The sequence below is a fragment of the Desulfosporosinus sp. OT genome (assembly GCF_000224515.1).
In the GTDB taxonomy this organism is placed as follows: domain Bacteria; phylum Bacillota; class Desulfitobacteriia; order Desulfitobacteriales; family Desulfitobacteriaceae; genus Desulfosporosinus.
This window is the reverse complement of sequence record NZ_AGAF01000059.1, coordinates 38546-62653: the sequence shown is the minus strand read 5'-3', so window position 1 is coordinate 62653 and position 24108 is coordinate 38546. Positions and strand designations below refer to the sequence as shown.

The following is a 24108-nucleotide window of genomic DNA, read 5'->3' as shown; positions in this document are numbered from 1 at the left end:
TAAGCGGCAAAAGGTTTTAAGCTCTAGACGGTCATATTTTTCAAGTCGCTCATAGACTTGTTCGACCCATTTTTCTAAATCAGAATTTAGAATCCGCAAGAAAATTTCTTCTTTGGTGGTAACGTATTTATATAGGTTCGCTCTTGAGAAACTTAGCTCATTGGCAATTGAGGCAAGGGTGATTTTTTCAAACGGTTCTGTTTCATAGAGTTTTAGAGCAGCCTCAATGATTTGATCACGCCGAATGCTTTTTTGCTCTTCGTTACGAGCACGTTCGAATTCCATTTTGGCACCTCCTTGCTAATTGACTATTATATGTTACCAGATGAGTTGTCAACTGCCAAGTTGCGAAGTTGCGAAGTTCAGTCCCTTTTTCCAAGACCAGGATGAGGAGATCTGATGTTTGAATCTAAATGGGGCTGTGGTTTGGGGAAAGGAGAAAAAGTTGCAATATTAACAAATGCCGATTTACTGCGAGAAGTTATTGACAAGTTACACCGTGTAACTTATGCTTAATATAAGTTGCACGGTGTAACTTATATTGGCAATTATGTGTGGAGGGTTAATATGAGAAAAACTATTTTGATTTGTGTGATCGCGGCGATGATGTTAAGTGGTTGTAGTACAACTGCTGATAGTAGCGCAAAAACCAGTGAACAAGCGACAACAAAGAATATCCGGCAAAGTGCCAAAACCCAATTTATATTAGGTGGAAAAGTTGCAGCAAATGAACAAGCAAATGTGACCTCAAAGATTGCGGGGAAAGTTTCTGAAATAGCGGTTGATGTTGGGACAGAAGTTAAGCAAGGAGAAGTGCTGATTACTTTAGATAATAAAGACTTACAAGCTGCTGTGGACCAAGCTGAAGCCGGTGTAATTACAGCTAAGGCAAATTTAAATAATACATTAAATGCTACAAGGCCGGAACAGGTAACGGAGGCACAAGCAGCGTTAGACAATACCTCAAAAGCTTATGATACCGTGAAGAAAAATTATGACAGAATTAAAGCCTTGGCAGATGCTGGAGCCTCCTCTCAAATGGAGCTTGACACAGCATCACAGCAGCTTTCAGCAGCAAATGCCCAATTAGTATCCGCTCAGCAGCAGCTGACTATGTTAAAAAGTGGGCCAACTCAATCGAGTATTGCAGTATATCAGGCACAAGTTAATCAGGCTGAAGCAGCTTTAAGTGTTGCTCAAGCGGCCCTGAGCAATGCAACAATCACAGCACCCATAGATGGCAGGGTAACGGCCAAAAGCATTAATGTCGGTGAATATGCTTCACCTGGGGCAACATTAGTGTCCTTAGCTAATTCTAAGGATCTATTTGTCAATGCCAATGCTCCCTTAGAAGTTGTTAGCTCGCTCAGTGAAGGATTAGAGGTAGAAATAAAAATATCAGAATTACCGGATCAAAAATTTAAAGGAAAGATTGCTGTTATCAACTCTAAATTAAATGACCAAAGCAGAGACGTCATGATAAAGGTTACTATAGAAGATCCGAATGAATTGATTAAACCTGGCATGTTTGCCGAAATCGGTTAAGCAAATGAAGGAAGAGGTGTTTAGAGATGAGAGATAAGCGCAAAATACTAATCATTGGAATTTTAGTTCTGATAGTAATAGCTTTATGTGGGATAGGTGGTTACTATTGGTATGAAAATACTTATTATGTTTCAACTGACGATGCAACAGTTAGCTCTGATTTAGTCAGTGTAATACCAAAGATATCCGGACAAATTCTGGAACTTAATGTAGATCAGGGAGACATTGTTAAAAAAAATCAGATACTGGCTCGTTTGGAAATGAACAATCTTCCTGATACAAGTGTCGAGCAGTCCTTAATCAGATCACCTATCGACGGAGTGGTTGTTGCCAAGCAAGGGACATTAGGGGAAATGGCTATGACAGGTCAGACAATGTTTACTCTGACAGATCCTGCGAAGCTCTATGTCACCGCAAATGTAGAGGAAACAAAAGTCGAAAAAGTAAAAGTTGACCAGCCTGTTGATATTAGCATAGATCAATTTGGTTCCCAGAAATTTTCCGGAAAAGTAAAATCTATTGGAGAAGTCACCAATTCTGCTTTATCAATTTTTTCAGCATCGACCAGCGGTACTTTTACAAAAGTGGTACAAAGGATACCGATAAAAATTCAGCTTGACAAGTTTAATAATAAAATACTTCCTGGGACTAATGCCGTTGTTAAAATCCATATTAAGTAAAGAGGTAAGGTGTGATGGAAGAAAGTAATCATGAATATGCCAATATTTGGTTAGCTTTAGTTGTCGTTGTCATTGGTACCTTTATGTCCGTATTAGACAGTAGTATAGTAAATATTGCTCTTCCTAAGATGATGTCAGTCTTTGGAATGCCCATGGATAAAGCGAAGTGGATAATAACAGCTTATACACTGACGCTGGGAGCTATTATACCCCTGACAGGATATCTTCAGGATATTTTTGGAGCTAAGAAAGTATATATTTTCGCTTTGGGAATGTTTTCGCTAGGGTCATTATTATGCGGGGTAGCATGGAGCGGTACAGCAATGATAGCATTTCGTATCTTCCAAGCCCTTGGCGGCGGTATGATAATGCCGGTAGGAATGTCCATCATATATCAAATATTTCCTAAAGAAAAGATAGGTTTTGCTCTTGGGCTTTGGGGAATAGCAGCTATGGCAGCCCCTACTATAGGACCAACCTTAGGTGGATTAATTATTGAAAAAATGGATTGGAGACTTATTTTTAATATTAATGTTCCTATTGGAATAATCGGTGTGATACTGGCTGCTATTTTATTGAAAGATAAGAGAAAAATTGTCTTTAAGTCCTTTGACATTATAGGATTTCTCTCCTCTACCATTGGAATGGTAAGTATACTATATGTGCTTGGTGAAGGCTCTTCAATTGATTGGGGAAAGGTCGAGAATCCCATTTTAATGACTCTGGGTGTTTTAAGCTTTGTCTTATTTATCGTAAATGAGCTTACACATCCCAATCCTTTATTAGAATTGCGAATTTTTAAGTCCTTTGATTTTAGTATGAGTTTAGTTATAAATAGTATTTTAACCTTAGCTATTATGGGCGGTTCTTACATATTACCGCTGTTTTTACAAAATGTAAGAGGTTATACTCCTATGGAAACAGGACTTATTATGTTGCCTTCTGCCTTAGTCATGGGATTTTTGATGCCAGTAAGTGGTAGTTTATTTGATAAATTCGGGGCAAAACCACTTGTAATATCTGGGCTTGTAATATTAGGTATCAGCTCTTATGAACTGGCAAGTGCCGTAAATATGTACTCGAGTAAATCATCGATAATATTAATTACTTGTATTAGATCCATAGGTTTAGGATTGGCTGCTATGCCAATTACAACTGCCGGGATGAACGCTGTAAAAAGAGAATTTGTTGCGGGAGCATCTGCTCTTAACAACACTATAAGGCAAGTTGCCGGTTCACTAAGTGTAACTATTATGTCTACCCTCATGCAGGGAAAAACTGATTATAGTTTTGCAAGGTTAACAGAACAGATAAATGTTTATAATAAAGCGTCAAATGATATGTTAAGTAGGCTAACGAGTTTATTTATGCATTCAGGTATAGCGCCAGATACTGCTAAAGCTTCCGCCTTCTCAAAATTAGCGCAAATGATACAAGGTCAAGCGACTCTTGATGGAATGGCCTATGCTATCACAGGGACAGTTGTAGCAGTAGCAGCAGCCTTAATATTTACTTTTTTTATGAGAAGCAAAAATAATTATGAAGGCGGCAAGAATTAATTTTAGGAACTAGCTGTTTATCTTCTCCCCGCGGCTCCATTCAGAAATAGGTCAACCAGCAAAGTCATGAAATCCCCCCATTGCAAGCCGTGATAATTTGTCATGGCTTTATTCATCCCACAAGACGCGGACTTTTTTATTTTCAAATAGTCTGATTGAAGTTTCTTTATCCATTCAGGCCCTCACCGCCAGTAATTAAACCTATCAAATTCGATAGGTTTAATTAAAGATTATACACATCGTACCAAACGTTTGTTCGTATTTCAATGTATATTTGGAAATAATATCCTTGTTGTCTACACGAAAATTTGTTTTTATGCTATGACTTCAAATCATTAAATTTCCAACGATATAGGTTATGACAGACTGGATTATATTCCTTTTCAAAAATCAATGAGGATGTCGGAATTCCCGATATGCTCATCAATCAAGTCATAAGAAAAGCGGGGTATCTTCGTTAGAAAATACACCCGCTGAATTCCTGAGCCTCGACTCCATTCCATCATCCATATAGCACAATTCCCTCCTGCGAGATTGTACGCTCTATGGTAGGGGTGGCTTTGCGCTTAGCAAACTTGCCCGATTTACCGACAACAACATCTACCGGCAAAGATTTTTGGTCACGAATTGCTCTGTGGATTAGACGTAACTGACCGATTCTTTCAACCACTTGCCCCATTACCCATGGGGGAGCATGGCAAGGGCAAGTCGTCAGTTTTACTTCCACAGCTGCGTCTATTAAATGGAGTGGCCAAAATCGTCTTTTCATTGGAGTTGTTATTGGTGTGTTGAGGAGGATTTGAAAATGAAGAAAGCTTGGTATTTAGTGGTTTTGCTCACGGTGTTTGTCCTTGTCACTTTGCCTAAGTTAGGTAACGCAACCGACAAAGAGGTAACGCTAACCCAGGAACAAAGTCTACCCACAGTCGAAACAGCCGAAAATCTACGCAATCTCTTGAAGGAATCACAAAGTTCCAGAACATTGATGGGACAAGGGAGACTCTATGCCGGTGACGAAATGTTGGGGGCAGTCAATAAATCCACACAAACAACAACATCAGCAGCACCCTCTTCAGCCAATTTTGCTATGGCGGGAAGCTCTGATCATTCAACCACAAATCTGCAAGTAGAGGGTGTCGATGAAGCCGACATTATTAAAAACGATGGTCAATACATCTATCAATTAAACAATCAGGAGCTCATTGTTACTCAGGCTTATCCTGCCAATCAGATGAACATAGTCAGCCGTATAGGCTTTAAAAAGGGAGAATTTACGCCACAGGAGCTCTATGTGGATAATCATTATCTGGTCCTAATAGGCAATGCTTATTATCCGGAAACTTCGTCTCCTGATACTCTAAAGGTTCAACCTCAGCTTCAGAATGATTCCCAAGTTCAAATATATCCTCCAGTATTAACTCGATCTGCCTCCAAGGTAATGGTCTATGACGTGGCTGATAAAACCAATCTGAAAAAGCTGCGGGAAATTGAACTGGACGGGGACTATGTGTCTTCTCGTAAAATCGGTTCGAACCTTTATTTAATCGCCAACAAGTATTTGGACACTTATCAGATTATGGAACAAGGTGCAGAACCACCACTCCCCAGTTATCATGATACTGCCGGCAGAGGGGATTTTGTAACCATTGGCTATAAAGACATCCATTACTTCCCGCAATCAATCGAAGCCAATTATTTGTTGATGGCTGCTCTTGATCTGGATCAAAGGGATAAGGAAATGCAGGTTGCAGCTTATCTGGGTTCAGGTCAGGCTGTCTATGCTTCTGCCTCCAATCTCTATGTGGCGGTAACCCAATACCAGCAGATCCAGCAGCCGGACTCGTCATTATCTGAAACGACAGTAGAAGCGCAGCCAGCATCTAATAGCTCTTCTGCCTCGTCACCGGCTATAACGTCTAAAAAATTAATTCCCAGTCCGTTTAAGCTATCCACCGCTCTCTATAAATTCGGACTGGCTCAAGGCGGAACTACTTATAAAGCTAAAGGCGAAGTACCGGGTACCATTCTTAATCAGTTTGCGCTGGACGAAGATAAGGACCGCTTAAGGATTGCTACAACTAGCGGTCAAATTTGGCGAACGGATGAGCTTACCTCTAAAAATAACGTCTATATCCTAGATGAAAGCCTCCAACTGACAGGTAAGATCGAAGATATTGCGCCCGGCGAGAAAATCTATTCCGTTCGATTTATGGGAGATCGCGGCTATTTGGTAACCTTTAAAAGTGTCGACCCTTTCTTTGTTTTGGACCTTAAAGACCCAACTGCTCCGACGATTTTGGGGGCTTTGAAAATACCGGGCTTCAGTGATTATCTCCACCCCTACGATGAGAATCATATTATTGGCTTCGGCAAAGAGACCATCGAAGTAAGCCAAAACACCGGTCGAGGCATCCTTCCCGGTGAATCTGGGGGATCGACAGCCTTTTACCAAGGTCTTAAGCTTGCCGTCTTTGATGTAACCGACGTTGCTCATCCTGTGGAGATGTTTAAGACGACTATTGGCGACCGTGGAACAGATTCCGAAGTGCTTCGCAACCATAAGGCCTTGCTGTTTGATAAAGAAAGAGGGATTTTATCCTTCCCGGTTACCCTTATGGAAGTTGCCGATCCAGGTGGAATCAATTCAAAAAACGTCTTCCCTGACTATGGTCAATTTACCTATCAAGGTGCTTATGTTTATCATTTTGATCTGGTCAAGGGCTTCACCTTAAAAGGAAAAATAACCCATCTCAAGAATGATGACATCTTGAAATCCGGTCAGTATTATCTGAACAGCTCTAAGGCCATAGAGCGGATCATTTTCATCAAAGACACCCTCTATACCCTTTCCCCAGAAATGATTAAAGCCAATGATCTTAATTCACTGCAAGAGAAGAACAGTTTAATTCTAAATAAGTTATAATTCACTTCCATCGGCAAATTCCCGTAACCTATAGTGTTCCCAATCGCCATATTACAATTTGCCTCAAACCATTCTTGCAACCATTTTAAACTGTTCATGAACCCCACCTCTATTCCTTACATTGGGACGGCATCTGTATTCCTAGCATTAAGAATAATGTGACCTACTCTAATTAGTAAATTGAGTAAATATGGAATAAAATTCTCCTTCACCAATCAAATGCTTGATTATTTTTTCAATGCTTTTTCTACTAATTCGTCCACAAGCAACTTGACCAAAAATACTTTCCGTTTAAGCATCGCAAACCCTTATTTTTATGTTAAGTTCCAACCCACTATTGAACATTCCTAGTGCCATCTTTATTAAAAGACACTTTCAAGGTAAAATAATCTTCCTTACCATTTTGGTTTTTCATTTTCACCTTCACTTGATCCGTTTTTTTTTCTCTTTTGTCTCAACAATAAATAAATCGGAACTCTCGAAATGCATTCCTTTTTCCACAGTTTTACCTAATACTATTAGAGACTCAGTTGGATTCTCTCCTTTTGGAAATATTATTCCAACGTAACGCATATCAAATCCATTTTTTCTAGCCTCTTCCTCCTGAGTTTTGTTAATACCGCTATATGTATTTAATGCGACAAGAAGTTCCTCAAAGCCATCATTATCCACATCTACCAGACACCTATCTGTTACCGCCGAATTCGGGAACTTCCTGTTGAAATAATCCAATAGAATCTTTGCTTGCCCTGAATAAACATTCTGAGCTACAGAATCTTGTTTTTCTTTCTTGTATTGTTCTAAAATACTATGGCTAGTAACTTGACTGACTGGTTCCGTACATCCTACAACGGAAAGCAATACGAAGTGCCTCTAGCCCTTGCAGCACATGGGTTTGAGGCACTTCTCGTGCCTACAGACTGTCGAACCCGAGATAATTGGTAGTGTAAATGATTTGATGATTCATAATATAACCGTTATTGAGTGACAATGCGAAATTCTGGAATAACCTCAACGTTATTCTTCAACATAGTCCATACAGGACAGTATGTTTCTTCGGTAAGCTTAATCGCCTTCTCCGCTTCTGAACTTTGAACATCCTCAGAACTTATTACAAATTCAAGAGTAATCTTTTGAAATGAAGTTGGGGGTTGCTCTCGCCTTATACCTTTTGCGTTAACCTTAAGCCCAGAGATGTTCTTTCTCATCTTTCTAAGCAACGTCAAAACCGTAGTTCCACTACACGAGGCTAGACTTATTAGTAGCAATTCAAGCGGCGTATAACCTTGTCCATCCCCTAGTGGGGGGAGGCAGTCAATAATAATTGCTAGATTTGCTCTTGCTACCCCAGTAAATTGAACCTTCTGATTCGTTAAGCCAACTGAAACTTCCAATTGATTACCCATTTTTTAATCCCTCCATTATTCCTTATTTATTAGACACTAATGGTAGGTTTACCTTTATTTTACTCTTTAAATATGTTAGTAACAAAGTACAGTAAAGAATTTAAGTACTATCATGATGAAAATGATGCCACCACAGAATCAAGCAGTCAGTGAAATAGCTAGAGAAACGGGATTGTCTGAGGCTACTTTGCATCAATGGAGAAAGCAAGCCCGAACCAAGGGCATGGCAGTTAGTTTTCGCTGTAGTTCTCCAAATAGCATAGTCCCTGCGGGAGCAAGGGCTGTAGTTTAAAAATATTTATGGTATTCCCGCATAAAGTGATGATTACCTGTTTGTACAAGAATCATGTTGTTTTAATTAAGCTTAATCCTACATTAACATTTGCCATTTGACTAGACCATCATATCTTCATTCTATATCAGATCGGAAAAAGACCATTCAGGTGTGAGACTTCACTGAATGGTCTTTTTCATTGAATCAGTATTTACCTTTGAGAGGCAAGCCCTCCAATAGGCTTCAGCCGAAGCATAAGCAGCGTATTCATACCCGTTTTATAATATAATAGTACCCTCCTTGTGCCTTGGAACGTTTGATTCCTTAGCGATATATCCAGAAGATTGTATGTTATCTAGAAATTCCCAACTCAAAAAGAATACGACTCACTAATTTTGAAGAGTCCAGACCCGGTGACTTTATCGATTTTTCGAGAAAAAACCAGACGGGGCATACGGTCGTGTTGATTGATTGGATCAGAGATAATGGCAAGATTGTGGGACTAAGACGATTGCTAACCAAGAATTCAGAACATCTCTTAGCTCATTCTGTCGATTTCTTCACTTGTTGTCTCATAGACACCCGGGAATGAAGAAATATTTAAACCCTGGCTTAAATTAGGAATAAAGTATAATTTTCCACATCGTTGGCAGGCTATTGCCACATATTTAGCAATTTCTTCTCGTGACCAGGTAGGATGGTCAACTACGCCGCTGTCGATATCTCCCATGAAGGAGATTTTGCCACCGTATTTTTTGATCAGTTCGGGAATATTGTTGGTTGTCATCGCGCCTTGCCAAATATCAATTCCCATTTCGATCATAAATGGAACGAAGGTAGCGGCGTAACTATCGCTATGATGAACGATCAGTTGTACGCCATTTTCCTTCCAGAAACCATATACTTTCTTGTAAGCCGGTAAAAAGAACTCTTCAAACATGGCCGGAGAAATCAAGGTTGAAATCTGGCTACCCCAGTCGTCGTGATGAAAGAGTGCATCAGGATGAAGATGCTCAATCACTTGTTGAGCATAGGCCAACTCATATTCAACAACGTAATCAATAAGTTCCTTCATGGCTTCAGGTTCTTCGTACAAATTCATTAAGGCATCTTCAACACCCATCAGGTGATGCGTCATTTCAAAGATACCAGGGGCACAAAAAGCTGTTACAAATTTGTCCGTTCGATCAACTGAGTTGGCATGTGCTACAGCAGCTGCCCATTCTTCATCGGTATAGTAAACCGATGGCGCTTTGACAACGTCTTTCCACTTTGTAATGTCCTTGACAACTTTATGTTCATCGTCATGAACTGGGAAAGAACCGATTTGGCCTTCCGGCCAACTGAAGGTAATGCCCCATTTATTCTTAACTGTCATCCCAGGTCCCGGTGCTAAGGGCAGATCCATTGGAGCTTCCATAATAAGCTCCATAAATTCATACTGATTGACAAATCGATCCGGATTTCCACCTTTAATGGTTTCCATTAAATTCTGTCGCTTCGTTAACATCATTATGGCCTCCTTCTATTAACTCCTTGCTTTACACATTCAGACCCCTAGGGATTATGCCTTGACCAATTCTTTGGCTTTTACTGTGGCGCTCCCGGCATCAGGTGCAAAGCCGTCCGCTCCGATTTCATCTGCCATCGCTTGGGTTACTGGCGCACCGCCGACGATGACCTTAAACCCTGTTAATCCACTGCTTTTGAGCGCTTGAACGGTTTCCTTCATTGCCGACATTGTTGTCGTAAGAAGACCTGAGCAGGCCACTAAGGTTACGTTTTCATTTTCTTTGATGGCCTTAATAAATTTCTCTGTTGAAACGTCTACGCCAAGGTCAATCATGTTAAATCCGGCACTTTCGAGCATCATGGTAACAAGGTTTTTACCGATGTCATGAAGATCGCCTTGAACTGTACCGATAACGCAGGTGCCCAAAGAAGATGTACTAGTACTTGTAAGAAGAGGCTTAATTACTTCGACACCCTTAGACATAGCTTTTGCGGCCATCAGCATTTCAGGAACGAAAATTTCTCCTGCGGAGAATTTGTCACCGACGACACCCATCGAGTCGGTCATAGCCTGGAGAATATCTCCCACTGCGTTTCCTTCATCAAGTGCTTCCTGTACCAAACCTGGAACGAGTTTAGCTTTTCCTGCCTCTAGCTTTGCTTTTACTTCTTCAATCTTTGTCATTTGTAATTCCTCCCTGTGATTTTGATCATATTATTTTTTGGGACCGAATTTATCTTCCCGGTAGGCTCCAATGTATTCCATGCAGTATTCGTCCTGTCCTAAGAGCGCTTCAGTGGCATAGATCATGCCCATCATATCTCTGTTTAACGGGTCGATGATCGCACTGTCCATCCCGGAGTTCATCGCCAGGACGATAAATGCTTGATTGACGAGTTTTCTGGTAGGAAGGTTAAAGGAAATATTGCTTGCTCCTCCTGTTACATGAATTTGCGGATACTGAGTTTTGATTTCTTTGATTACCTGTGCAACCGTGTTAATACCATCTTCCGAGGTACAGAGCATTTGGACTAAGGGATCAATATGCAAGCGAGACGGATCAATGTTACTTTCTTTGGCCTTTTTCATAATTCCAGCAAAAACTTCCAGACGTTTTTCTGAATTCTGGGGAATTCCTGTGTCATCGCATAAGAGGGCGGCACATTCCCACTTAGTATCAGCGATCAAAGGAAATATGACCTCAATCTTGCCTCTTTCCAAGGAGACCGAATTGATAAGACCGGGCTTATTACAGAATTTAATAGCCTCTGCACAGACACGTACATTAGGACTGTCAATGGCAATGGGGGTATCTGTAACCTCCTGCACCAGGTCAATAAGCCACTTTATGGTTTCCAGTTCAATGCTATCTTCAACTGAGGCACACACATCAATGAAGGCAGCTCCTGCCTCTGATTGAGCTTTAGCAAGATTTCGAATAAAGTCTGCATCCTTTGCAGCAATTGCCTTTGCTACGGAAGGAATTGCTCCATTGATTTTTTCACCAATGATTATCATATACCATTCAACCCCCATTTGAATTTGTAAACTCGGAGTCATTTTTGGAAATCGATAACGTATCATCCAGCGTGTTTCATGCTAAAATACAAATAAATAAATTAAATCCCCTTTCTATTCAGAATAGTTGTATAGTTGTATATATGAATATTCGATTTTTTCGGAATACTACCTTTGGTCAATCTTACAAAATACACGGTGTAAACAGTATACGGTGCACTCTGTCTTGGACAAGGAGGTCTTTATGGAACCTAATTCGCTTCTTCCTCAATTTTCTTTGAGGTTAGTCAAAACCCTCAGCAAAGAGTCTGGCCTGCAAGCCCTAGTCGATCTTGGATATGAAATTCTGGGCAACCCTTATACAATAACTGACTATAGTGTAAAAGTTCTTGCTTCAACCGGTGAAACCAAGGTAACCGATGACCCTGTCTGGAATGAGCTTAAAAAAAATAATCACTTTATCTTTCAGACCTATTCCTATTATGTGAGGAATAGTTTGTTTAACGAGATAGCCAAGAATGATGCTCCTTTTTATTGGTCCGATCCTTACTGCAAATACCGCAGACTGATCGGGAAGATACGTATCAGCAACAGAGATGTTGCTTTTATGGCGGCTTGCGCCCATAACCGGGATTTTAACGAAAGCGATGAAGAATTGGTCTCCCTGCTTTGTGATGCCTTTTCAATCGAATTGCAAAAAACTAAATATATTGATTTCTCTCAAGTGCTCATGCATCAAAGCTTTTTGTACGATTTGCTTAATGGGAAGTTCGAAGATGAACGATTAATCGTTGAACGCCTCAAAATCTTAGGCTTAAAGTTTAAAAGCAAACTGTTTGTCATAAACATCGATATCCAGAATTTAGATAAATCAAAATCAACCCTGCCTTACATGAGGGATGAAATTGAAAATAAATTAGTTAACGCGAAAGCGATCGTCTATAATCAAAACGTTGTCGTGCTCGCCAGTTGTGAAAATGATAGGCATTTTCTAGAGATTGAATTAAAGACGTTAAAAGAATTTATTAATAACAATAATCTACAGGCTGGAATCAGTCGTCCATTTTTAAAATTAGCAGATGTAAAAGAACATTACCTGGAGTCGATTGAGGCAATAAAGTTAGGAAATCTCATGAATAAGGAGCAAAATCTTTATAAATATGAAGACTACGTTATTTTTGATTTGATAAACAACTATTCCGATACCGAAAAATCCAAAAAGTTTATTCATCATTCCTTAATAAGACTCATTGAACATGATAAAGAAAACGGGACGGATTATGCTCGCAGCTTTTATACTTATCTTTGCAATTTTAAAAATGTTAAAGATTCGGCAACTATATTGAATATCCATCGCAACACCTTGTTTCATAGAATGGAAAAAATAGAAAGCATTTTAAATATTGATTTAAATGATGGTGATGTATTATTTCAACTCTATCTATCCTATAAAATCCTGGAATTTCTCAAAATTGCCTTACCCTGATATCAAATTTCTGATGAAAACGTCATTTTCATTCCTTCGCTAACCTTATGGCCCAAGACTTGCACTTTATTAGCTATAAAACGGCAAACAACGCCTACTGCACCAAGGAGCATTCTGTCATGTCTTCCCGGGCATACGGGCAAGCTAAGAACCTACCGACCAAGCAGGTCTATTGCGTAAGGCTATACAAAAGGCGCCCAATCAGTCTATAAATCTGATTTGGCGCCCTTTTGTCTACCCTCACATGGCAGTAATATAGCTCATTAAACGACCGATTAAGATAATCCATAAGGTTGTTTTCCAAAAGCTTTAATAACTCAAATAAGTTTTCAATTCATTAATTTTATTCATCAATATATTTTCAATGTTTTTATAACCTTTAATCATGTTTGTTAAATCTGATGTAGATTCCTTATCCATAGAAACCAAGGCTAAATAAGTCTGGAGATGCATTATACAGTCATTTATATATAATGAATTAAAGCATTTTTTACTGCATACTCCTCCTCCTTCTTCCATATTGATAAATTTGTTAGTAATATACTCCAGTAAATCTGATTCCTCAATTTTCAATATTTGAATCTTGTCGATTATCAAATAATCTTTATTAACTAACTGTTCATTGAAAATCTTCCCATCTTCATTACAAACCGTTAAACCATTATCCATACAGTTCAAGCAAACAAAGTAAATTTCAGAGGCATTACTTTCAGGTACAGTATCTCCTTCTTTAAATTTCTTCTCGCAGAAAATACATTTCATATTAGGACTGTCATCAGTATAAACCTGAGGAATATTGTTTTTAATACTATTAGCTGTTCTTACTTGTAAATCTTCTATATTCATAATCTTTTCAATCTCATCTTTATCCTCTGTTTCAAAATATGAAACGCTTTCATGGGATGAGTTAATTAACCATGGATTTTGATTTTTAATAAATGACAAATCTTCAGGTAAATTCGGTTGCATCCACGAATGCAATGAATTTGAAACCTCTAAGAGGATTCTTTTGGCTTCATGATCAGTTTTAAAATAGTAAACTATTGCTGGCTCTGCTTCCCGCCCAAAGTAATCCCTTCCCGTACCTAATCTCGTTCCTGGCCATTCAAATTGTTCTCTTTTTGCGATCAAGAAAGGAGCTAAACTTTCTAATACTGCACTAGCATCTTTTGTTATGTTAATATCCTTTCTAATAACTACTATGAATTGATCACATACACTGAAAGCAAAATCTAATAAATCTTGATAAACCTTGCCTTTCGGATCATCAGTTATAAACATAAATCATTACTCTCTCCCTTAGAAACCTCTCCGGGCAGTCTAGCAGAGAATTGAAATTAGTATTGAGCTTCAATTTCTTTAATCTGCCGATATAGCTCTTCATTTACAGGTGTTGCCACATTGTATTTTCTTCCCAGCTTCAATACCGTACCTGAAAACAATTCCACCTCACTCAAACGTTTGGCTTCCAGATCCTGACGCATGGAGGGCTTACCTTCTGGACTTAGGGGATCTAAAACATTCAGCCAATAATCTAAATCCGTCTCTGTTAAATTAATGCCTTCCCTTTCGGACAGAACCATGACCTCTCGCATAGCTGCAATCATCGTATCTCTCGGCGCACCCTTTTTTTGAATTTCACCATAGTTGCTCTCGTAGACCGCAACCGTTTGGTTCACACCTACATTGAGCATGAATTTCCCCCAGATCCGCTTGTTCATATCAGTAGCCACCTCAAAAGGGACCGCCACGCTTTCTAAAAATTGAGCAACCTGTTTTACGCGTTGTGAAATCAACCCTGGTTCGCGCTCTCCAAAAACAAGCATCCCCAAATGATCGTAGGTTAATCGATTCCCAACTTTAACGGCATCCATTCCCTGTGCTGTACAATAGAGGATTTTTTCCATCCCATAAGTCTGACCAATAATCGATTCGCTCGTGATTCCATTCAAGGCGGATAAAATGATGGTATGTTCCCCTACCTGATTCTTGACAGCTTGAATAGCATCGCTCAGTCCATCGTACTTTACAGCAAAAATAAGCAGATCGGCTGGTTCTCCTATCTCTTCAGGTTTCCGATAATCGAATTCGCAACGCTCTCCATTACAATATACAAAATCAGTTTCATACTTCTGGATTCTTTCTTGGTCAGCAATAATCCTTAAATCCCCTTTGGGCATTCTCTTGGTCAAATGATGGCTAAACAAAATTCCTAATGCTCCTAAACCAATGATAGATACTTTCTTTATCTCCATATTGCATTAATCCTTCCATTTCATAATCTATTTATGGTTAAAAATGAACCTGTTTCTCTTATAGGTATTAGTCAACAGTTGACCTATCCCTTTCTTTTTTCGACAGATCTTACTTGATCCCTTCCACCAATCACCAAATCTTTCAAAAACTACACGAAGTGCGCCGATATATAAATTGCTTGCTGTCATAATCCATATGTGAGATTGAAGACTGATGAGAAAAGCATCCTTGTGGCCATCCTAGGCAAACTAAGGATGCTTTCGTTATGTAACAATTACCTAAAAATCAAAGTGAATTATTATCAATTAGAATCCACTGTCAACTTCCATAAAATGCAAGAAATATAAGCCAAAACTTTTAGAGTTCTGGCTTATATTTGTACATGAACCATTCTATGAATTATGAAAGTGTAGGACAATCGTTCTATAAATTCAGAAACGTTCCGCTCCAAAGAATCTTTCTGACCAGTTCCAGATAATCGCCAGCATAAGAAAAATCCTTTTTAGCGATTAAAATGGCCATACCATGCACCAAACCCCAGCAAGACAATGCCAACGCATTGGGATCAACGCTGTCCCCCTCTCTGCTTTGATGCTCTGATTGGCAGCGTTCAATCGCCTTATAAAATGTATTGAAAGGTTGCTCGTCATTGATAAATGTTTCGTCTTCGTGATTCATTTTCTTAATATTATCAGCAAAGTCACTTAGGAAAAACAGCCGCAAGTATTCCGGATTTTCAATAAAGAACTTAACATAGGAATAACCCATTTCTTTAAGCTGACTTTTATTGTCGTTCGGATATTTATTAACGGCTTCTTCAAGGCATTGGTTGAATTTATGGTGGGCTTCGATAGCAATCGCCATAATCAGATCGTCTTTACTTTCAAAATGCCTATAGGGTGCGGTGTGGCTTACGCTGCAGGCTTTTGCCACTTTGCGTAACGAAAATTTTTCATACCCTTCTTCATCTAGAAGCTTTAAACCTTTTTTAATCAATTCAGCCTTTAAATTTTCATGATGATAATTTTCATTTGACACTCGATCCCTACTTCCTCTCAACAAACATAAATATATTATACCACAAGATAATAAAATGTTTACATCGTAAACATTAAGTGCTATTATCATAGAAGCATTCCTAGCAGTGATAAAAACAGGCAGTATTACAGCTGCAGCTAAGTATCTGTACGTGACGCAACCCGCACTCAGCCGCCGTATCCACACCTTAGAGAGTGAGTTGGGATACTCTTTAATAGAGCGCAAAAGAGGGGTACGTACAATTGAGCTTACAAATCAAGACAAGGCATTTATATCGGTAGCTGAGAAGTGGCAGGCTGATCAAAATGCTTCTTATCGGTATTGCCGGATTCCTGATTTATGGTAGCCGTCCCTGTTAGCCAGCTGGCCGATTCGCCCCAGGCGCGACCAGTTTGAATGGATGGGCAGTTTGCCTAAAGTAAAACGAATTTTTGTCCCTTCTTCGTGATAAGGGCCTAAGCTTTCCGGGAGGGCCTTACCGTCCTTTTGCCAATGGATTTTTACTGTTTCCCCCGGGTGGAAACATAGAGTTCACCTCCCACTCCGCCACCGCCCCGGATACACACGCAGGCCGTTCCCCAGCGCCCATCATAGCGGCGACCCTATCCCCCGGCAGATTCCTGTTATGCAAAATGCTCGAAATCCAGATAAAAAGCACCGCCATTACCGCCACCCCCGCCAGGGCAATCCTTATTTCTTTTTTCTATCGAATGCATTCCATATTTCTATGCTTATCTATGAGTTTCCCAGACCATTAAAAAAGCTCAGACTCTCTTTCCTGCCGGCAAGTGACCCGTTCTTATTCTTATTTCAGCAATAACAAGGATTATTACCGGTAAAATCACTTGAAAGGGCAGGGCATAATACGCATATATCTCGAAAGCAAAATAGACCATGTCCATAACATTTTCATACATGATATAGGCCAATAAAACCATTAATAGACCTGTTTGAACAACAATTGACCTGTAACTTTTTAACCCGAATAATTTGCTGATTCCAATACAGGTAACATACAAACAGACACTCACTTTTATAAAGTCGGTAATTACAAATGTCGTAGCAACCGAAACCTCAATTCTCTGGATAAATTCACCAATACTTATCCGGCTTACCTCAACATAGAGGGGAAAATTAACCCCACCAATAAGATCACCGCCTAAAACAATGATATTTCTTAGGGTAAGAAGGACGCCGATGGCTGCGAAGATGAGCAGCCCCGAATAATAAACTCGGTAAATTGACTTATCGGTCTTCAAGGCAGAAAAAACAGCCATAAAAAGCACCGTTTCAGCCAGAGGAAATGAAAAGATATCAAACGCGCTGTTTAAAACAGGCCCAATCCCGTTATACATTACCGGTTTGAGATTGGCAAAATTCAAATAAGGAATGACAAGCAAGGTCGTTATAAACATAATGATGACCACGATGGGGAAGAAAATTTTGCTGCAGCGTCCCAGAATCTCCACTCCCGCCATGACCGCCCATATGGATAAAAACCCCATGAACAGCATGGGCAAAAGCATGGGTGTCTCCGGCATGGCCACAGTGTTTAAGAATTCGCCAAGATCTCTTATGACCATAGCTCCTAAGTGCAAAGGATACCAAATATACGCCAGGGCTACTATTTTTCCTAAAACATTCCCGAATACCACATTAAGAATATCGAATATATCCATTCCTTTAAAAAGCGAGAGCAGCCTGGAGTAGATAAAAATTATGGGCACGGCCATCAACGTTCCCACAAGAGCGGCAATCCAGGCATCACTTTTGGCAGATGGAGCCAATCCCATAAACAGATTGCTTCCTATCATAAACAAGGTTAATAGGTAAACCCCCTGTTTAGAAGTAATCATTTCCTTATTCATAACTAACCTACTTCCCCAAGATTGAAATTACTAAACGTTTGATTGGATTTATCGGACTGGGTATGGCAACATCAACGCTTATTAAGAGGGCGATGGCAAAGGTCAATAGTGTAAGAGCCAGATTGACGCCAAATTCCCGCCAAAGTTTTTCCCTGTATAAGGGAATCAGATCCCAATAGATAATCAAGGCGTACGCTAAAATCACTAAAATAACCATAGTTTAATCTCCAATTTTAATAGGTTGAGATAATGCGGCACTATTTTTGATGGTAATTTCCGGGTGAACAGAAACCTTTAAATTCTTAAATTGATCTTCCCACATTGTTCCGATTTCTTTCCAAACGCCGGGCCTATCCGCTTTAACCTTAGCTCCAAACCCGAAAATATCACTGTTGTATTTCGTCTGTACTTCTTTTACCAGATCTTCAATACTCCTTTTCAACGTCTCTTCGGCACTTTTCTCCAGCATAAGCCTGCCAGGTTCATCGATATAGTTTTCAGAGCCTGCAATCTCATCGATGGCAGCCGTCGTTTTAATATCGATGGCCATTTCCAGATTACCATCTTTCTCAATAGGTTTTAGCTTCGTCGTATTTTTAAATATTTTCAAGGATACTTTAGAGCCATTGTTTGTGCCGCCTCCATTCTGAACAAGTGATCCGCCATTAACCTTGTCTTGAATAAAAAGTAAGTCCTTCGTGTCATCACCATTTAAAAAGCCAACCAGCTTATCCTTTTTAAATACAGCGGTTCCCATCACAGAGGGCAATATTCTGCTGTTGACTTCCTTGAGCGACACCGCCGGCAGGACAGCCGAAATACTACTTCCTTCTAAATCGCTTATCAATTTCCATAACTCTTTCTCCGGGGCATTGGCTATCCTTTTTTCATTTTTTAACACTCGGTCAAGTTCAAAGGAAATGATTTGATCCACCTTGCTCCCGGTTTCCAGTATTTCTTTGGCCGTCCTTGCTTGGGATACCAGTACTTCAATATCTTCTCTGAGCTCGACATTTCTGGCTAACCAATCAATAACTTTTACGGCCCCCTCTTTGGCCACATCCTGGCTTAAAACAGCAACCCTGGCATGAGCAAAGTACAATTTTTTCCCGGAAATAGAAGACATATTTTTTTCAGCGTCAAACAGCGTATCCCCAGCTACGGTAATTGTATTGGAATTCATTTCTGATTCTCCGCCGCCTTTAATATCGACGGTTTCGACGGTTAACAGGTATTGGTCATCGGTCTCGCTTTTGTCAATGGCTATCCCTGCTACAAGAACCAGCCTATCAATCTCCTGGTAATTCCAGCAACCCGATAAAAACAGGGTATTAGCTAAAATTAACATCAGTAATAGAATTTTACTCATAAATTTCATAGCCGCTTACCTCTGTTTTCTATGATGCGAATCACGATTCTTCACTGCCGCGAACCTGGGGTGAAACGGCATTTGCCGCCAGGGTACTCTTATAACCGTATCATTGATGTCTTCCTCATCAAAAGAACCAGTGCCTAACATATAAGGGACGCCATAGGAACGTATTTCCATAAGATAAATAACAAGTCCGATTAAACCGAAGATAATTCCGTACAAGCCCATAAGAAAAGCAAGGAATAAAAATACTAGCCTGAGAATAATGGGAAAGCTTTTAAACTTCACGGTTAAGAGCGCCGTAATACCGGTTAACCCACTGATGATAACTACGGGGGCGCTGATAAACCTTGCTTCTATTGCTGCTCCCCCCAAGATTAATGCCCCCACAATAACGACTGTCTGCCCGATTGGCGCAGGCATTCTCGTCCCAGTTTCTCTCAGTATTTCGAACAAAAAACCCATTAGCACAGCTTCTACGATTGTAGGAAAAGGCGTGCCATGCCTGGCTGCTGAAATACTTAAAAGAAGAGGCGTCGGTATCATCTCCTGGTGAAAGGTTGCCAGCGATACATAAATCGCCGGAAAGAGGATTGATACGAACGCCCCGACCATTCTGAATAGCCTGCTTACGGATGCATAGAGGGAGTCATTATAATAATCTTCATCAGCGTGAAAATATTCAACAAACAAAAACGGCAGCGTAAGAACAAACGGACTTCCATCAACTACAACGGCAATCCTTCCTTCCAGTAGTTTCCCGGCGACATTATCCGGTCTTTCCGTGGAAGCTACTGTTTCCAAAGGCGACGAGGGAGCATCCTTGATTAGTTCCTGTATATAGCCGGAATCCAAAATTCCATCGATTTCAATATTATCCAGCCGGCGAACCAATTCCTTGAGAACTTTTTCGGAGGCCAAACCTTCAATATAGCAAACGCAAATTTTTGTCATTGTGGTCAGTCCTAATTCTTTATATTGAAACTTCAAATTCGGATTTTTTATTTTACGCCTGATTAAGGACAGGTTGATGATTAAAGACTCTACGAAGCCTTCTCTCGGTCCGCGCACGACCCTTTCGGCCAGCGGTTCATCGATCGGCCTGGTCTGCCATCCTTTGGTACTTATAATTAGAGCTTTTGTATAACCCTCCACCAGTAAGACAGTATCTCCATTAATTGCAGAACCGACCATATCGTTAATATTGGCGGATTCTTGGACATCGCTGGAAGCTATCACTTTATACTGTAATTCTTCCAGCAGGTTGCCGTCAGAAATCTCTTCCTTTAAATTCCCGCCTAATATAGGCTGAATAATATTCTCATTGATCGCTTCGGTATCTGCCATGCCGTCAAGGTATACAACACAGCAGGCCGCAGTTTTTAAATACTTATTTTGAAACTTCCTGACAACGAAAGTATCATCATTTATAAAGATGTCTTTAAATAATTTGATGTTTGCATCAACAGAATTGGTTAATTTCGAGCGGTCAGTGAGCAGCGATTCACTGTTCGTTTTCTTCTCATCTTTCTTGCGGAAGAACATAAATTCAACACTTCCTAATATGTATTAGACACCTTATTATGTGAGACTATAGATTCCTTTATACATAAGCCGCGTCTCCGATAAAATGAACAAGCACCGGTAGAGAGCCATCTGGTCTTATAAGTAAGCCCCCCCCCAGAAAAGAACTCCCGTGAACCACTCGTCCACGGGAACTTGAGTGGTAAATCCATATAGAATTACAGGCAGGGCATCATAAACTACAACATCCATTAAGTTTCTATGACTCTTCACGACACGAAGAATATACCCTTGTTAATCGTGGATATCGATTTATAGTTGTTCAGTCATACCTTGTTTTTTATAGAATAATTGCCAATACCATTATATACACCGAATCTTACACGTCCGCAGGGATTGCCTGCGCGAGCTGTTTGAGCTATAGAATTAGTTCCATAAATTGCTTTATTGCATTATAATTAAGAGCACCGAACCATTCGGTGCTCTTTCTACCACATTGGTTTTTCAAGGTCTCTTAAAACCTTTTGCTATTATTCATTTAAGTAAGTGCTCACCCTGTCCTGAATCAATTGGGCAGTTGCCTCCGCTGTCTTCTGTCCTGTAAAGAAGGCCGCGGTTTCCTCCTGAACAATCGAAATAATCTTCTGGTCCGTTCCGATGTAGACCTTCGCTTGACTCAGCAGGTTTTCCATATAATTGACATCCTCCTGGGTGGGGGGTTGCAGTGTTATCGATTGAGCTGGAATGCCGTCGTCCTTTATCATCATTTTTCCACCCCTTTTTTGTATAGCCTGGGTGAAATTCTGGGCTATCTGGGGAAGCACACTCTTATTAATCGGCATTCCTCCCTGAGTCATCATATCATCAGAGACCATAAATTTTAAAAATTCCCAGGCCAGTTTTTGATTGGCTGATTTACTGCTGATCCCATACATGGTGTCCGTGGAAAAGAACACGTTTCCGGGGGGCTTTAAAAGCTGAACACCCTCGCTGAAAATCGCCTTGGCCACTTGCAGGTCCCAAAACCCTTGAAGAGATGTGAAATTAAAAACGAGTTTACCCCGGGAGGCCATATCCGTAATGTTGGTCTGGGCTGTATCCGTATTAACCAGTTTGTGGTCAATCAGATATTTACTTAAGGAAAGTAAATCATGAAATTCCTTGCCGGTAAAATTGGCTGTTTTCTTCTCCGGATTGACCAGGCTGGCATAGTTTTCTTTAACCAGAGTCGCAATCAGTCTTTTTTCATCCATCCCGGCCAAGGCATACATCTCCTGGGTTCCCCCATTTTGGTTGTCGTTAATGACCTTTTCCGCCGTCTTGACAAAATCGTTCCAATCCCAGTTGCTATCGTCGATTGGCACCTGGGACTTAGCCAGTAAGGTTCTATCGGCGGCAATCATATCGATACTGATATTAACCGGCAGGCCATATAGTTTATTTTTATATTCTAACGCCTTGAAAATATTTTGGTAGTATTTGCCTCTGTCGAAGCTTTGATCCGACTGCATCAGCCCGCTCAAGTCAACTAAAAGATTCTTATCCGCATAGGTCTGATAGGGCAGATTGTTTAATAAAATTATATCGCTGCCCTGCCCGGACATGAGCTGAGTATTCATAGTCGTGATATATTTTTCAAGATCGCCGGGATCTGCCGCCCTGACACCTTCCCCTTTTTCCGAAGTACTGGAGGTGTATTCTTTCACTTCCACACTGACACCGGGATGAAGTTCCTCAAACTTTTTTACTGCCGTATCCAGGTACATATCTTTGGTCACCACCGCAATGGTCAGGGAATTAGGATTATTAGCTTCCCCGGCAGCCTGAGTACCGCAGCCGGCGGTAAATACCCCCAGGCTGAGGACTAGAACCAAGCTTAGGACAACTCCGCATTTCTTTTTGATCATCAAAACACCCCTTCTCTTTAAGTATTCAGAATTCCGGAGACATGTCTACTGACTACTGACGTTCACTCCACTTTCCTGATCGAAAAAATGGGCCTTGGACATATTAAAACCCACCCTGACTTCCTGCCCGGTTTCGACGCGCAACTCCGGGCTCACCCTGACAACCACCTCCCTGCCGGCTATCCTTACATAATGGTAAGTTTCAGCCCCTCTCAATTCGCTAAACTCCAGCCTCCCGCGCAAAGCACACTCGGGATGGCGGTCCAAAAAATCTCTGCCGCCGCATAGATGCTCCGCTCTTATCCCCAGAACCAATTTCCGGTCCAGATACCCCTGCTCTTTTAACGTTTGTCCTTCGGCAGCGGGAACAGGCAGGAGGGCGTCGGCCAGTTTGGCAAAAATACAGCCCTTTTCCTCGATAATTAAAACTTCCAGAAAGTTCATCCCCGGGCTGCCGAGAAAACCGGCCACAAACATATTGACCGGGTGGTCATAGATGGCTTGCGGGCTGTCAATTTGCTGGATCAGGCCATCCTTCATCACCACGATTCTGGTGCCCATGGTCATGGCTTCGGTTTGATCATGGGTTACATAAACAAAGGTTGTCTGGAGATTTCTATGGAGCCTGGCAATTTCTATTCTCATCTGGGTTCTCAACTGGGCATCCAGATTGGACAAAGGCTCATCCATCAGGAAAACCTCAGGTTTCCTGACAATAGCCCGTCCCAGGGCCACCCTTTGCCTTTGCCCACCGGAAAGTTCCTTAGGCTTGCGTTTCAGAAGATCTTCAAGGGCCAGAATCCTGGCCGCTTCCTGCACATTTCTCCTGATTTCAGCCTTGGGTATCTTTCTCAACTTAAGTCCAAAAGCCATATTGTCATAGACCGATAGATGGGGATAAAGAGCATAATTTTGAAAAACCATGGCGATATCCCGGTCCTTGGCAGCCACGTCATTAACCAGCCGGTCATCAATATATAATTCACCGGCTGAAATTTCCTCCAGCCCGGCAATCATCCTTAAAACGGTTGTTTTGCCACAGCCGGAGGGACCTACCAGGATTAAGAATTCCTGATCCTTTATTTCCAGAGAGAAATCCCTGACTGCCGTAACCTTACCGGGGTAGGTCTTAGATAGATTTTTCAGATGTAAACTCGCCATTCGTTCCCTCCTATACGTTGGAGATATTTCCATTAATTGAGGACATTCCTATTATTGGGGACATTCCTGTCCACGTAG

24 protein-coding genes are annotated in these 24108 nt (G+C 40.7%); 7 read left to right on the top strand and 17 right to left on the bottom strand.

Going from position 1 to position 24108, the window contains the following annotated elements; genetic code table 11:
• Positions 1-285 (bottom strand): TetR/AcrR family transcriptional regulator (locus DOT_RS05195; RefSeq protein WP_009615224.1); only part of this gene is annotated, 285 nt, incomplete at its 3' end.
• Positions 286-567: 282 nt separating this feature from the next.
• Here DOT_RS05195 and DOT_RS05190 point away from each other — a divergent pair.
• From DOT_RS05190 to DOT_RS05180, 3 genes are read left to right on the top strand one after another with little or no spacing between them, the layout of a single operon-like run.
• Entirely contained in the window at positions 568-1545 is a 978-nt protein-coding gene (locus DOT_RS05190; RefSeq protein WP_009615220.1) for an efflux RND transporter periplasmic adaptor subunit, read from the top strand.
• A gap of 26 nt (positions 1546-1571) precedes the next feature.
• On the top strand, positions 1572-2225 hold the full coding sequence (locus DOT_RS05185; protein ID WP_009615218.1) for an efflux RND transporter periplasmic adaptor subunit: 654 nt from the start codon (positions 1572-1574) through the stop codon (positions 2223-2225).
• Between the two features lie 14 nt (positions 2226-2239).
• Positions 2240-3784, top strand: a complete 1545-nt coding sequence (locus DOT_RS05180; protein ID WP_009615216.1) for a DHA2 family efflux MFS transporter permease subunit — start codon at positions 2240-2242, stop codon at positions 3782-3784.
• A gap of 502 nt (positions 3785-4286) precedes the next feature.
• On the opposite strand, the gene DOT_RS30970 is transcribed toward DOT_RS05180, so the two are convergent.
• A complete protein-coding gene (locus DOT_RS30970) occupies positions 4287-4511 on the bottom strand; it encodes a hypothetical protein (protein WP_192807799.1) in 225 nt (74 codons plus the stop codon).
• Positions 4512-4589: 78 nt separating this feature from the next.
• On the opposite strand from DOT_RS30970, the gene DOT_RS05170 reads away from it, so the two are divergent.
• Positions 4590-6707, top strand: coding sequence for a beta-propeller domain-containing protein (locus DOT_RS05170; protein WP_009615207.1), 2118 nt, complete (start codon positions 4590-4592; stop codon positions 6705-6707).
• 423 nt (positions 6708-7130) lie between these two features.
• Here the strand turns inward: DOT_RS05170 and DOT_RS05165 are convergent, their stop codons facing one another.
• Complete coding sequence (locus tag DOT_RS05165) at positions 7131-7568, bottom strand: hypothetical protein (protein WP_040411302.1); 438 nt, start codon at positions 7566-7568, stop codon at positions 7131-7133.
• Positions 7569-7684: 116 nt separating this feature from the next.
• A complete protein-coding gene (locus DOT_RS05160) occupies positions 7685-8113 on the bottom strand; it encodes an OsmC family protein (RefSeq protein ID WP_009615203.1) in 429 nt (142 codons plus the stop codon).
• Positions 8114-8225: 112 nt separating this feature from the next.
• Between DOT_RS05160 and DOT_RS28400 the strand changes: the two genes are divergently transcribed.
• Positions 8226-8405, top strand: a complete 180-nt coding sequence (locus tag DOT_RS28400) for a transposase (protein WP_009615201.1) — start codon at positions 8226-8228, stop codon at positions 8403-8405.
• A 520-nt stretch (positions 8406-8925) separates the two neighbouring features.
• Here DOT_RS28400 and DOT_RS05155 read toward each other — a convergent pair.
• Genes DOT_RS05155 through DOT_RS05145 form a run of 3 tightly spaced genes read right to left on the bottom strand, consistent with a single transcriptional unit; the run spans position 8926 to position 11418 of the window.
• Positions 8926-9897 (bottom strand): uroporphyrinogen decarboxylase family protein, encoded by a 972-nt coding sequence (locus DOT_RS05155; protein ID WP_009615199.1) that lies wholly within the window; start codon positions 9895-9897, stop codon positions 8926-8928.
• A 54-nt stretch (positions 9898-9951) separates the two neighbouring features.
• Complete coding sequence (locus tag DOT_RS05150; RefSeq protein ID WP_009615197.1) at positions 9952-10584, bottom strand: corrinoid protein; 633 nt, start codon at positions 10582-10584, stop codon at positions 9952-9954.
• A gap of 30 nt (positions 10585-10614) precedes the next feature.
• Positions 10615-11418 carry a methyltetrahydrofolate cobalamin methyltransferase gene (locus tag DOT_RS05145; protein WP_009615195.1) on the bottom strand — a complete coding sequence of 268 codons (804 nt, stop codon included), beginning with the start codon at positions 11416-11418 and terminating at the stop codon, positions 10615-10617.
• Positions 11419-11662: 244 nt separating this feature from the next.
• Between DOT_RS05145 and DOT_RS05140 the strand changes: the two genes are divergently transcribed.
• Complete coding sequence (locus DOT_RS05140) at positions 11663-12904, top strand: helix-turn-helix domain-containing protein (protein WP_009615192.1); 1242 nt, start codon at positions 11663-11665, stop codon at positions 12902-12904.
• 309 nt (positions 12905-13213) lie between these two features.
• On the opposite strand, the gene DOT_RS05135 is transcribed toward DOT_RS05140, so the two are convergent.
• From DOT_RS05135 to DOT_RS05125, 3 genes are all read right to left on the bottom strand, one after another.
• Complete coding sequence (locus DOT_RS05135) at positions 13214-14185, bottom strand: hypothetical protein (protein ID WP_009615188.1); 972 nt, start codon at positions 14183-14185, stop codon at positions 13214-13216.
• 56 nt (positions 14186-14241) lie between these two features.
• On the bottom strand, positions 14242-15159 hold the full coding sequence (locus DOT_RS05130; protein WP_009615186.1) for a ketopantoate reductase family protein: 918 nt from the start codon (positions 15157-15159) through the stop codon (positions 14242-14244).
• A gap of 424 nt (positions 15160-15583) precedes the next feature.
• Complete coding sequence (locus tag DOT_RS05125) at positions 15584-16198, bottom strand: TetR/AcrR family transcriptional regulator (RefSeq protein WP_009615183.1); 615 nt, start codon at positions 16196-16198, stop codon at positions 15584-15586.
• Positions 16199-16280: 82 nt separating this feature from the next.
• On the opposite strand from DOT_RS05125, the gene DOT_RS28395 reads away from it, so the two are divergent.
• Positions 16281-16544, top strand: a complete 264-nt coding sequence (locus tag DOT_RS28395; protein ID WP_083823962.1) for a LysR family transcriptional regulator — start codon at positions 16281-16283, stop codon at positions 16542-16544.
• Between the two features lie 129 nt (positions 16545-16673).
• Here DOT_RS28395 and DOT_RS05120 read toward each other — a convergent pair whose 3' ends face one another.
• The 7 genes from DOT_RS05120 to ugpC form a co-directional block, all read right to left on the bottom strand.
• Positions 16674-16862, bottom strand: a complete 189-nt coding sequence (locus DOT_RS05120) for a hypothetical protein (protein WP_009615179.1) — start codon at positions 16860-16862, stop codon at positions 16674-16676.
• Between the two features lie 100 nt (positions 16863-16962).
• Entirely contained in the window at positions 16963-18066 is a 1104-nt protein-coding gene (locus DOT_RS05115) for an endospore germination permease (protein ID WP_009615177.1), read from the bottom strand.
• A 7-nt stretch (positions 18067-18073) separates the two neighbouring features.
• Positions 18074-18283 carry a hypothetical protein gene (locus DOT_RS05110; RefSeq protein ID WP_009615175.1) on the bottom strand — a complete coding sequence of 70 codons (210 nt, stop codon included), beginning with the start codon at positions 18281-18283 and terminating at the stop codon, positions 18074-18076.
• 3 nt (positions 18284-18286) lie between these two features.
• Complete coding sequence (locus DOT_RS05105) at positions 18287-19435, bottom strand: Ger(x)C family spore germination protein (RefSeq protein WP_242833773.1); 1149 nt, start codon at positions 19433-19435, stop codon at positions 18287-18289.
• A gap of 15 nt (positions 19436-19450) precedes the next feature.
• Complete coding sequence (locus DOT_RS05100; RefSeq protein ID WP_009615171.1) at positions 19451-20983, bottom strand: spore germination protein; 1533 nt, start codon at positions 20981-20983, stop codon at positions 19451-19453.
• 509 nt (positions 20984-21492) lie between these two features.
• On the bottom strand, positions 21493-22869 hold the full coding sequence (locus DOT_RS05095) for an extracellular solute-binding protein (protein WP_009615167.1): 1377 nt from the start codon (positions 22867-22869) through the stop codon (positions 21493-21495).
• A 45-nt stretch (positions 22870-22914) separates the two neighbouring features.
• On the bottom strand, positions 22915-24030 hold the full coding sequence (gene ugpC, locus DOT_RS05090; RefSeq protein WP_009615166.1) for a sn-glycerol-3-phosphate ABC transporter ATP-binding protein UgpC: 1116 nt from the start codon (positions 24028-24030) through the stop codon (positions 22915-22917).
• Positions 24031-24108: the final 78 nt, after the last annotated feature.

What these genes read in the sequence shown, in the direction of transcription:
- DOT_RS05190 (WP_009615220.1), top strand. Translation starts at nt 568, where the DNA reads ATGAGAAAAACTATTTTGATTTGTGTGATCGCGGCGATGATGTTAAGT.
- DOT_RS05185 (WP_009615218.1), top strand. Translation starts at nt 1,572, where the DNA reads ATGAGAGATAAGCGCAAAATACTAATCATTGGAATTTTAGTTCTGATA.
- DOT_RS05180 (WP_009615216.1), top strand. Translation starts at nt 2,240, where the DNA reads ATGGAAGAAAGTAATCATGAATATGCCAATATTTGGTTAGCTTTAGTT.
- DOT_RS05170 (WP_009615207.1), top strand. Translation starts at nt 4,590, where the DNA reads ATGAAGAAAGCTTGGTATTTAGTGGTTTTGCTCACGGTGTTTGTCCTT.
- DOT_RS05160 (WP_009615203.1), bottom strand. Translation starts at nt 8,113, where the DNA reads ATGGGTAATCAATTGGAAGTTTCAGTTGGCTTAACGAATCAGAAGGTT.
- DOT_RS28400 (WP_009615201.1), top strand. Translation starts at nt 8,226, where the DNA reads ATGATGAAAATGATGCCACCACAGAATCAAGCAGTCAGTGAAATAGCT.
- DOT_RS05155 (WP_009615199.1), bottom strand. Translation starts at nt 9,897, where the DNA reads ATGTTAACGAAGCGACAGAATTTAATGGAAACCATTAAAGGTGGAAAT.
- DOT_RS05150 (WP_009615197.1), bottom strand. Translation starts at nt 10,584, where the DNA reads ATGACAAAGATTGAAGAAGTAAAAGCAAAGCTAGAGGCAGGAAAAGCT.
- DOT_RS05145 (WP_009615195.1), bottom strand. Translation starts at nt 11,418, where the DNA reads ATGATAATCATTGGTGAAAAAATCAATGGAGCAATTCCTTCCGTAGCA.
- DOT_RS05140 (WP_009615192.1), top strand. Translation starts at nt 11,663, where the DNA reads ATGGAACCTAATTCGCTTCTTCCTCAATTTTCTTTGAGGTTAGTCAAA.
- DOT_RS05135 (WP_009615188.1), bottom strand. Translation starts at nt 14,185, where the DNA reads ATGTTTATAACTGATGATCCGAAAGGCAAGGTTTATCAAGATTTATTA.
- DOT_RS05130 (WP_009615186.1), bottom strand. Translation starts at nt 15,159, where the DNA reads ATGGAGATAAAGAAAGTATCTATCATTGGTTTAGGAGCATTAGGAATT.
- DOT_RS05120 (WP_009615179.1), bottom strand. Translation starts at nt 16,862, where the DNA reads ATGGCGGTGCTTTTTATCTGGATTTCGAGCATTTTGCATAACAGGAAT.
- DOT_RS05115 (WP_009615177.1), bottom strand. Translation starts at nt 18,066, where the DNA reads ATGAATAAGGAAATGATTACTTCTAAACAGGGGGTTTACCTATTAACC.
- DOT_RS05110 (WP_009615175.1), bottom strand. Translation starts at nt 18,283, where the DNA reads ATGGTTATTTTAGTGATTTTAGCGTACGCCTTGATTATCTATTGGGAT.
- DOT_RS05105 (WP_242833773.1), bottom strand. Translation starts at nt 19,435, where the DNA reads ATGAGTAAAATTCTATTACTGATGTTAATTTTAGCTAATACCCTGTTT.
- DOT_RS05100 (WP_009615171.1), bottom strand. Translation starts at nt 20,983, where the DNA reads ATGTTCTTCCGCAAGAAAGATGAGAAGAAAACGAACAGTGAATCGCTG.
- DOT_RS05095 (WP_009615167.1), bottom strand. Translation starts at nt 22,869, where the DNA reads ATGATCAAAAAGAAATGCGGAGTTGTCCTAAGCTTGGTTCTAGTCCTC.
- ugpC (WP_009615166.1), bottom strand. Translation starts at nt 24,030, where the DNA reads ATGGCGAGTTTACATCTGAAAAATCTATCTAAGACCTACCCCGGTAAG.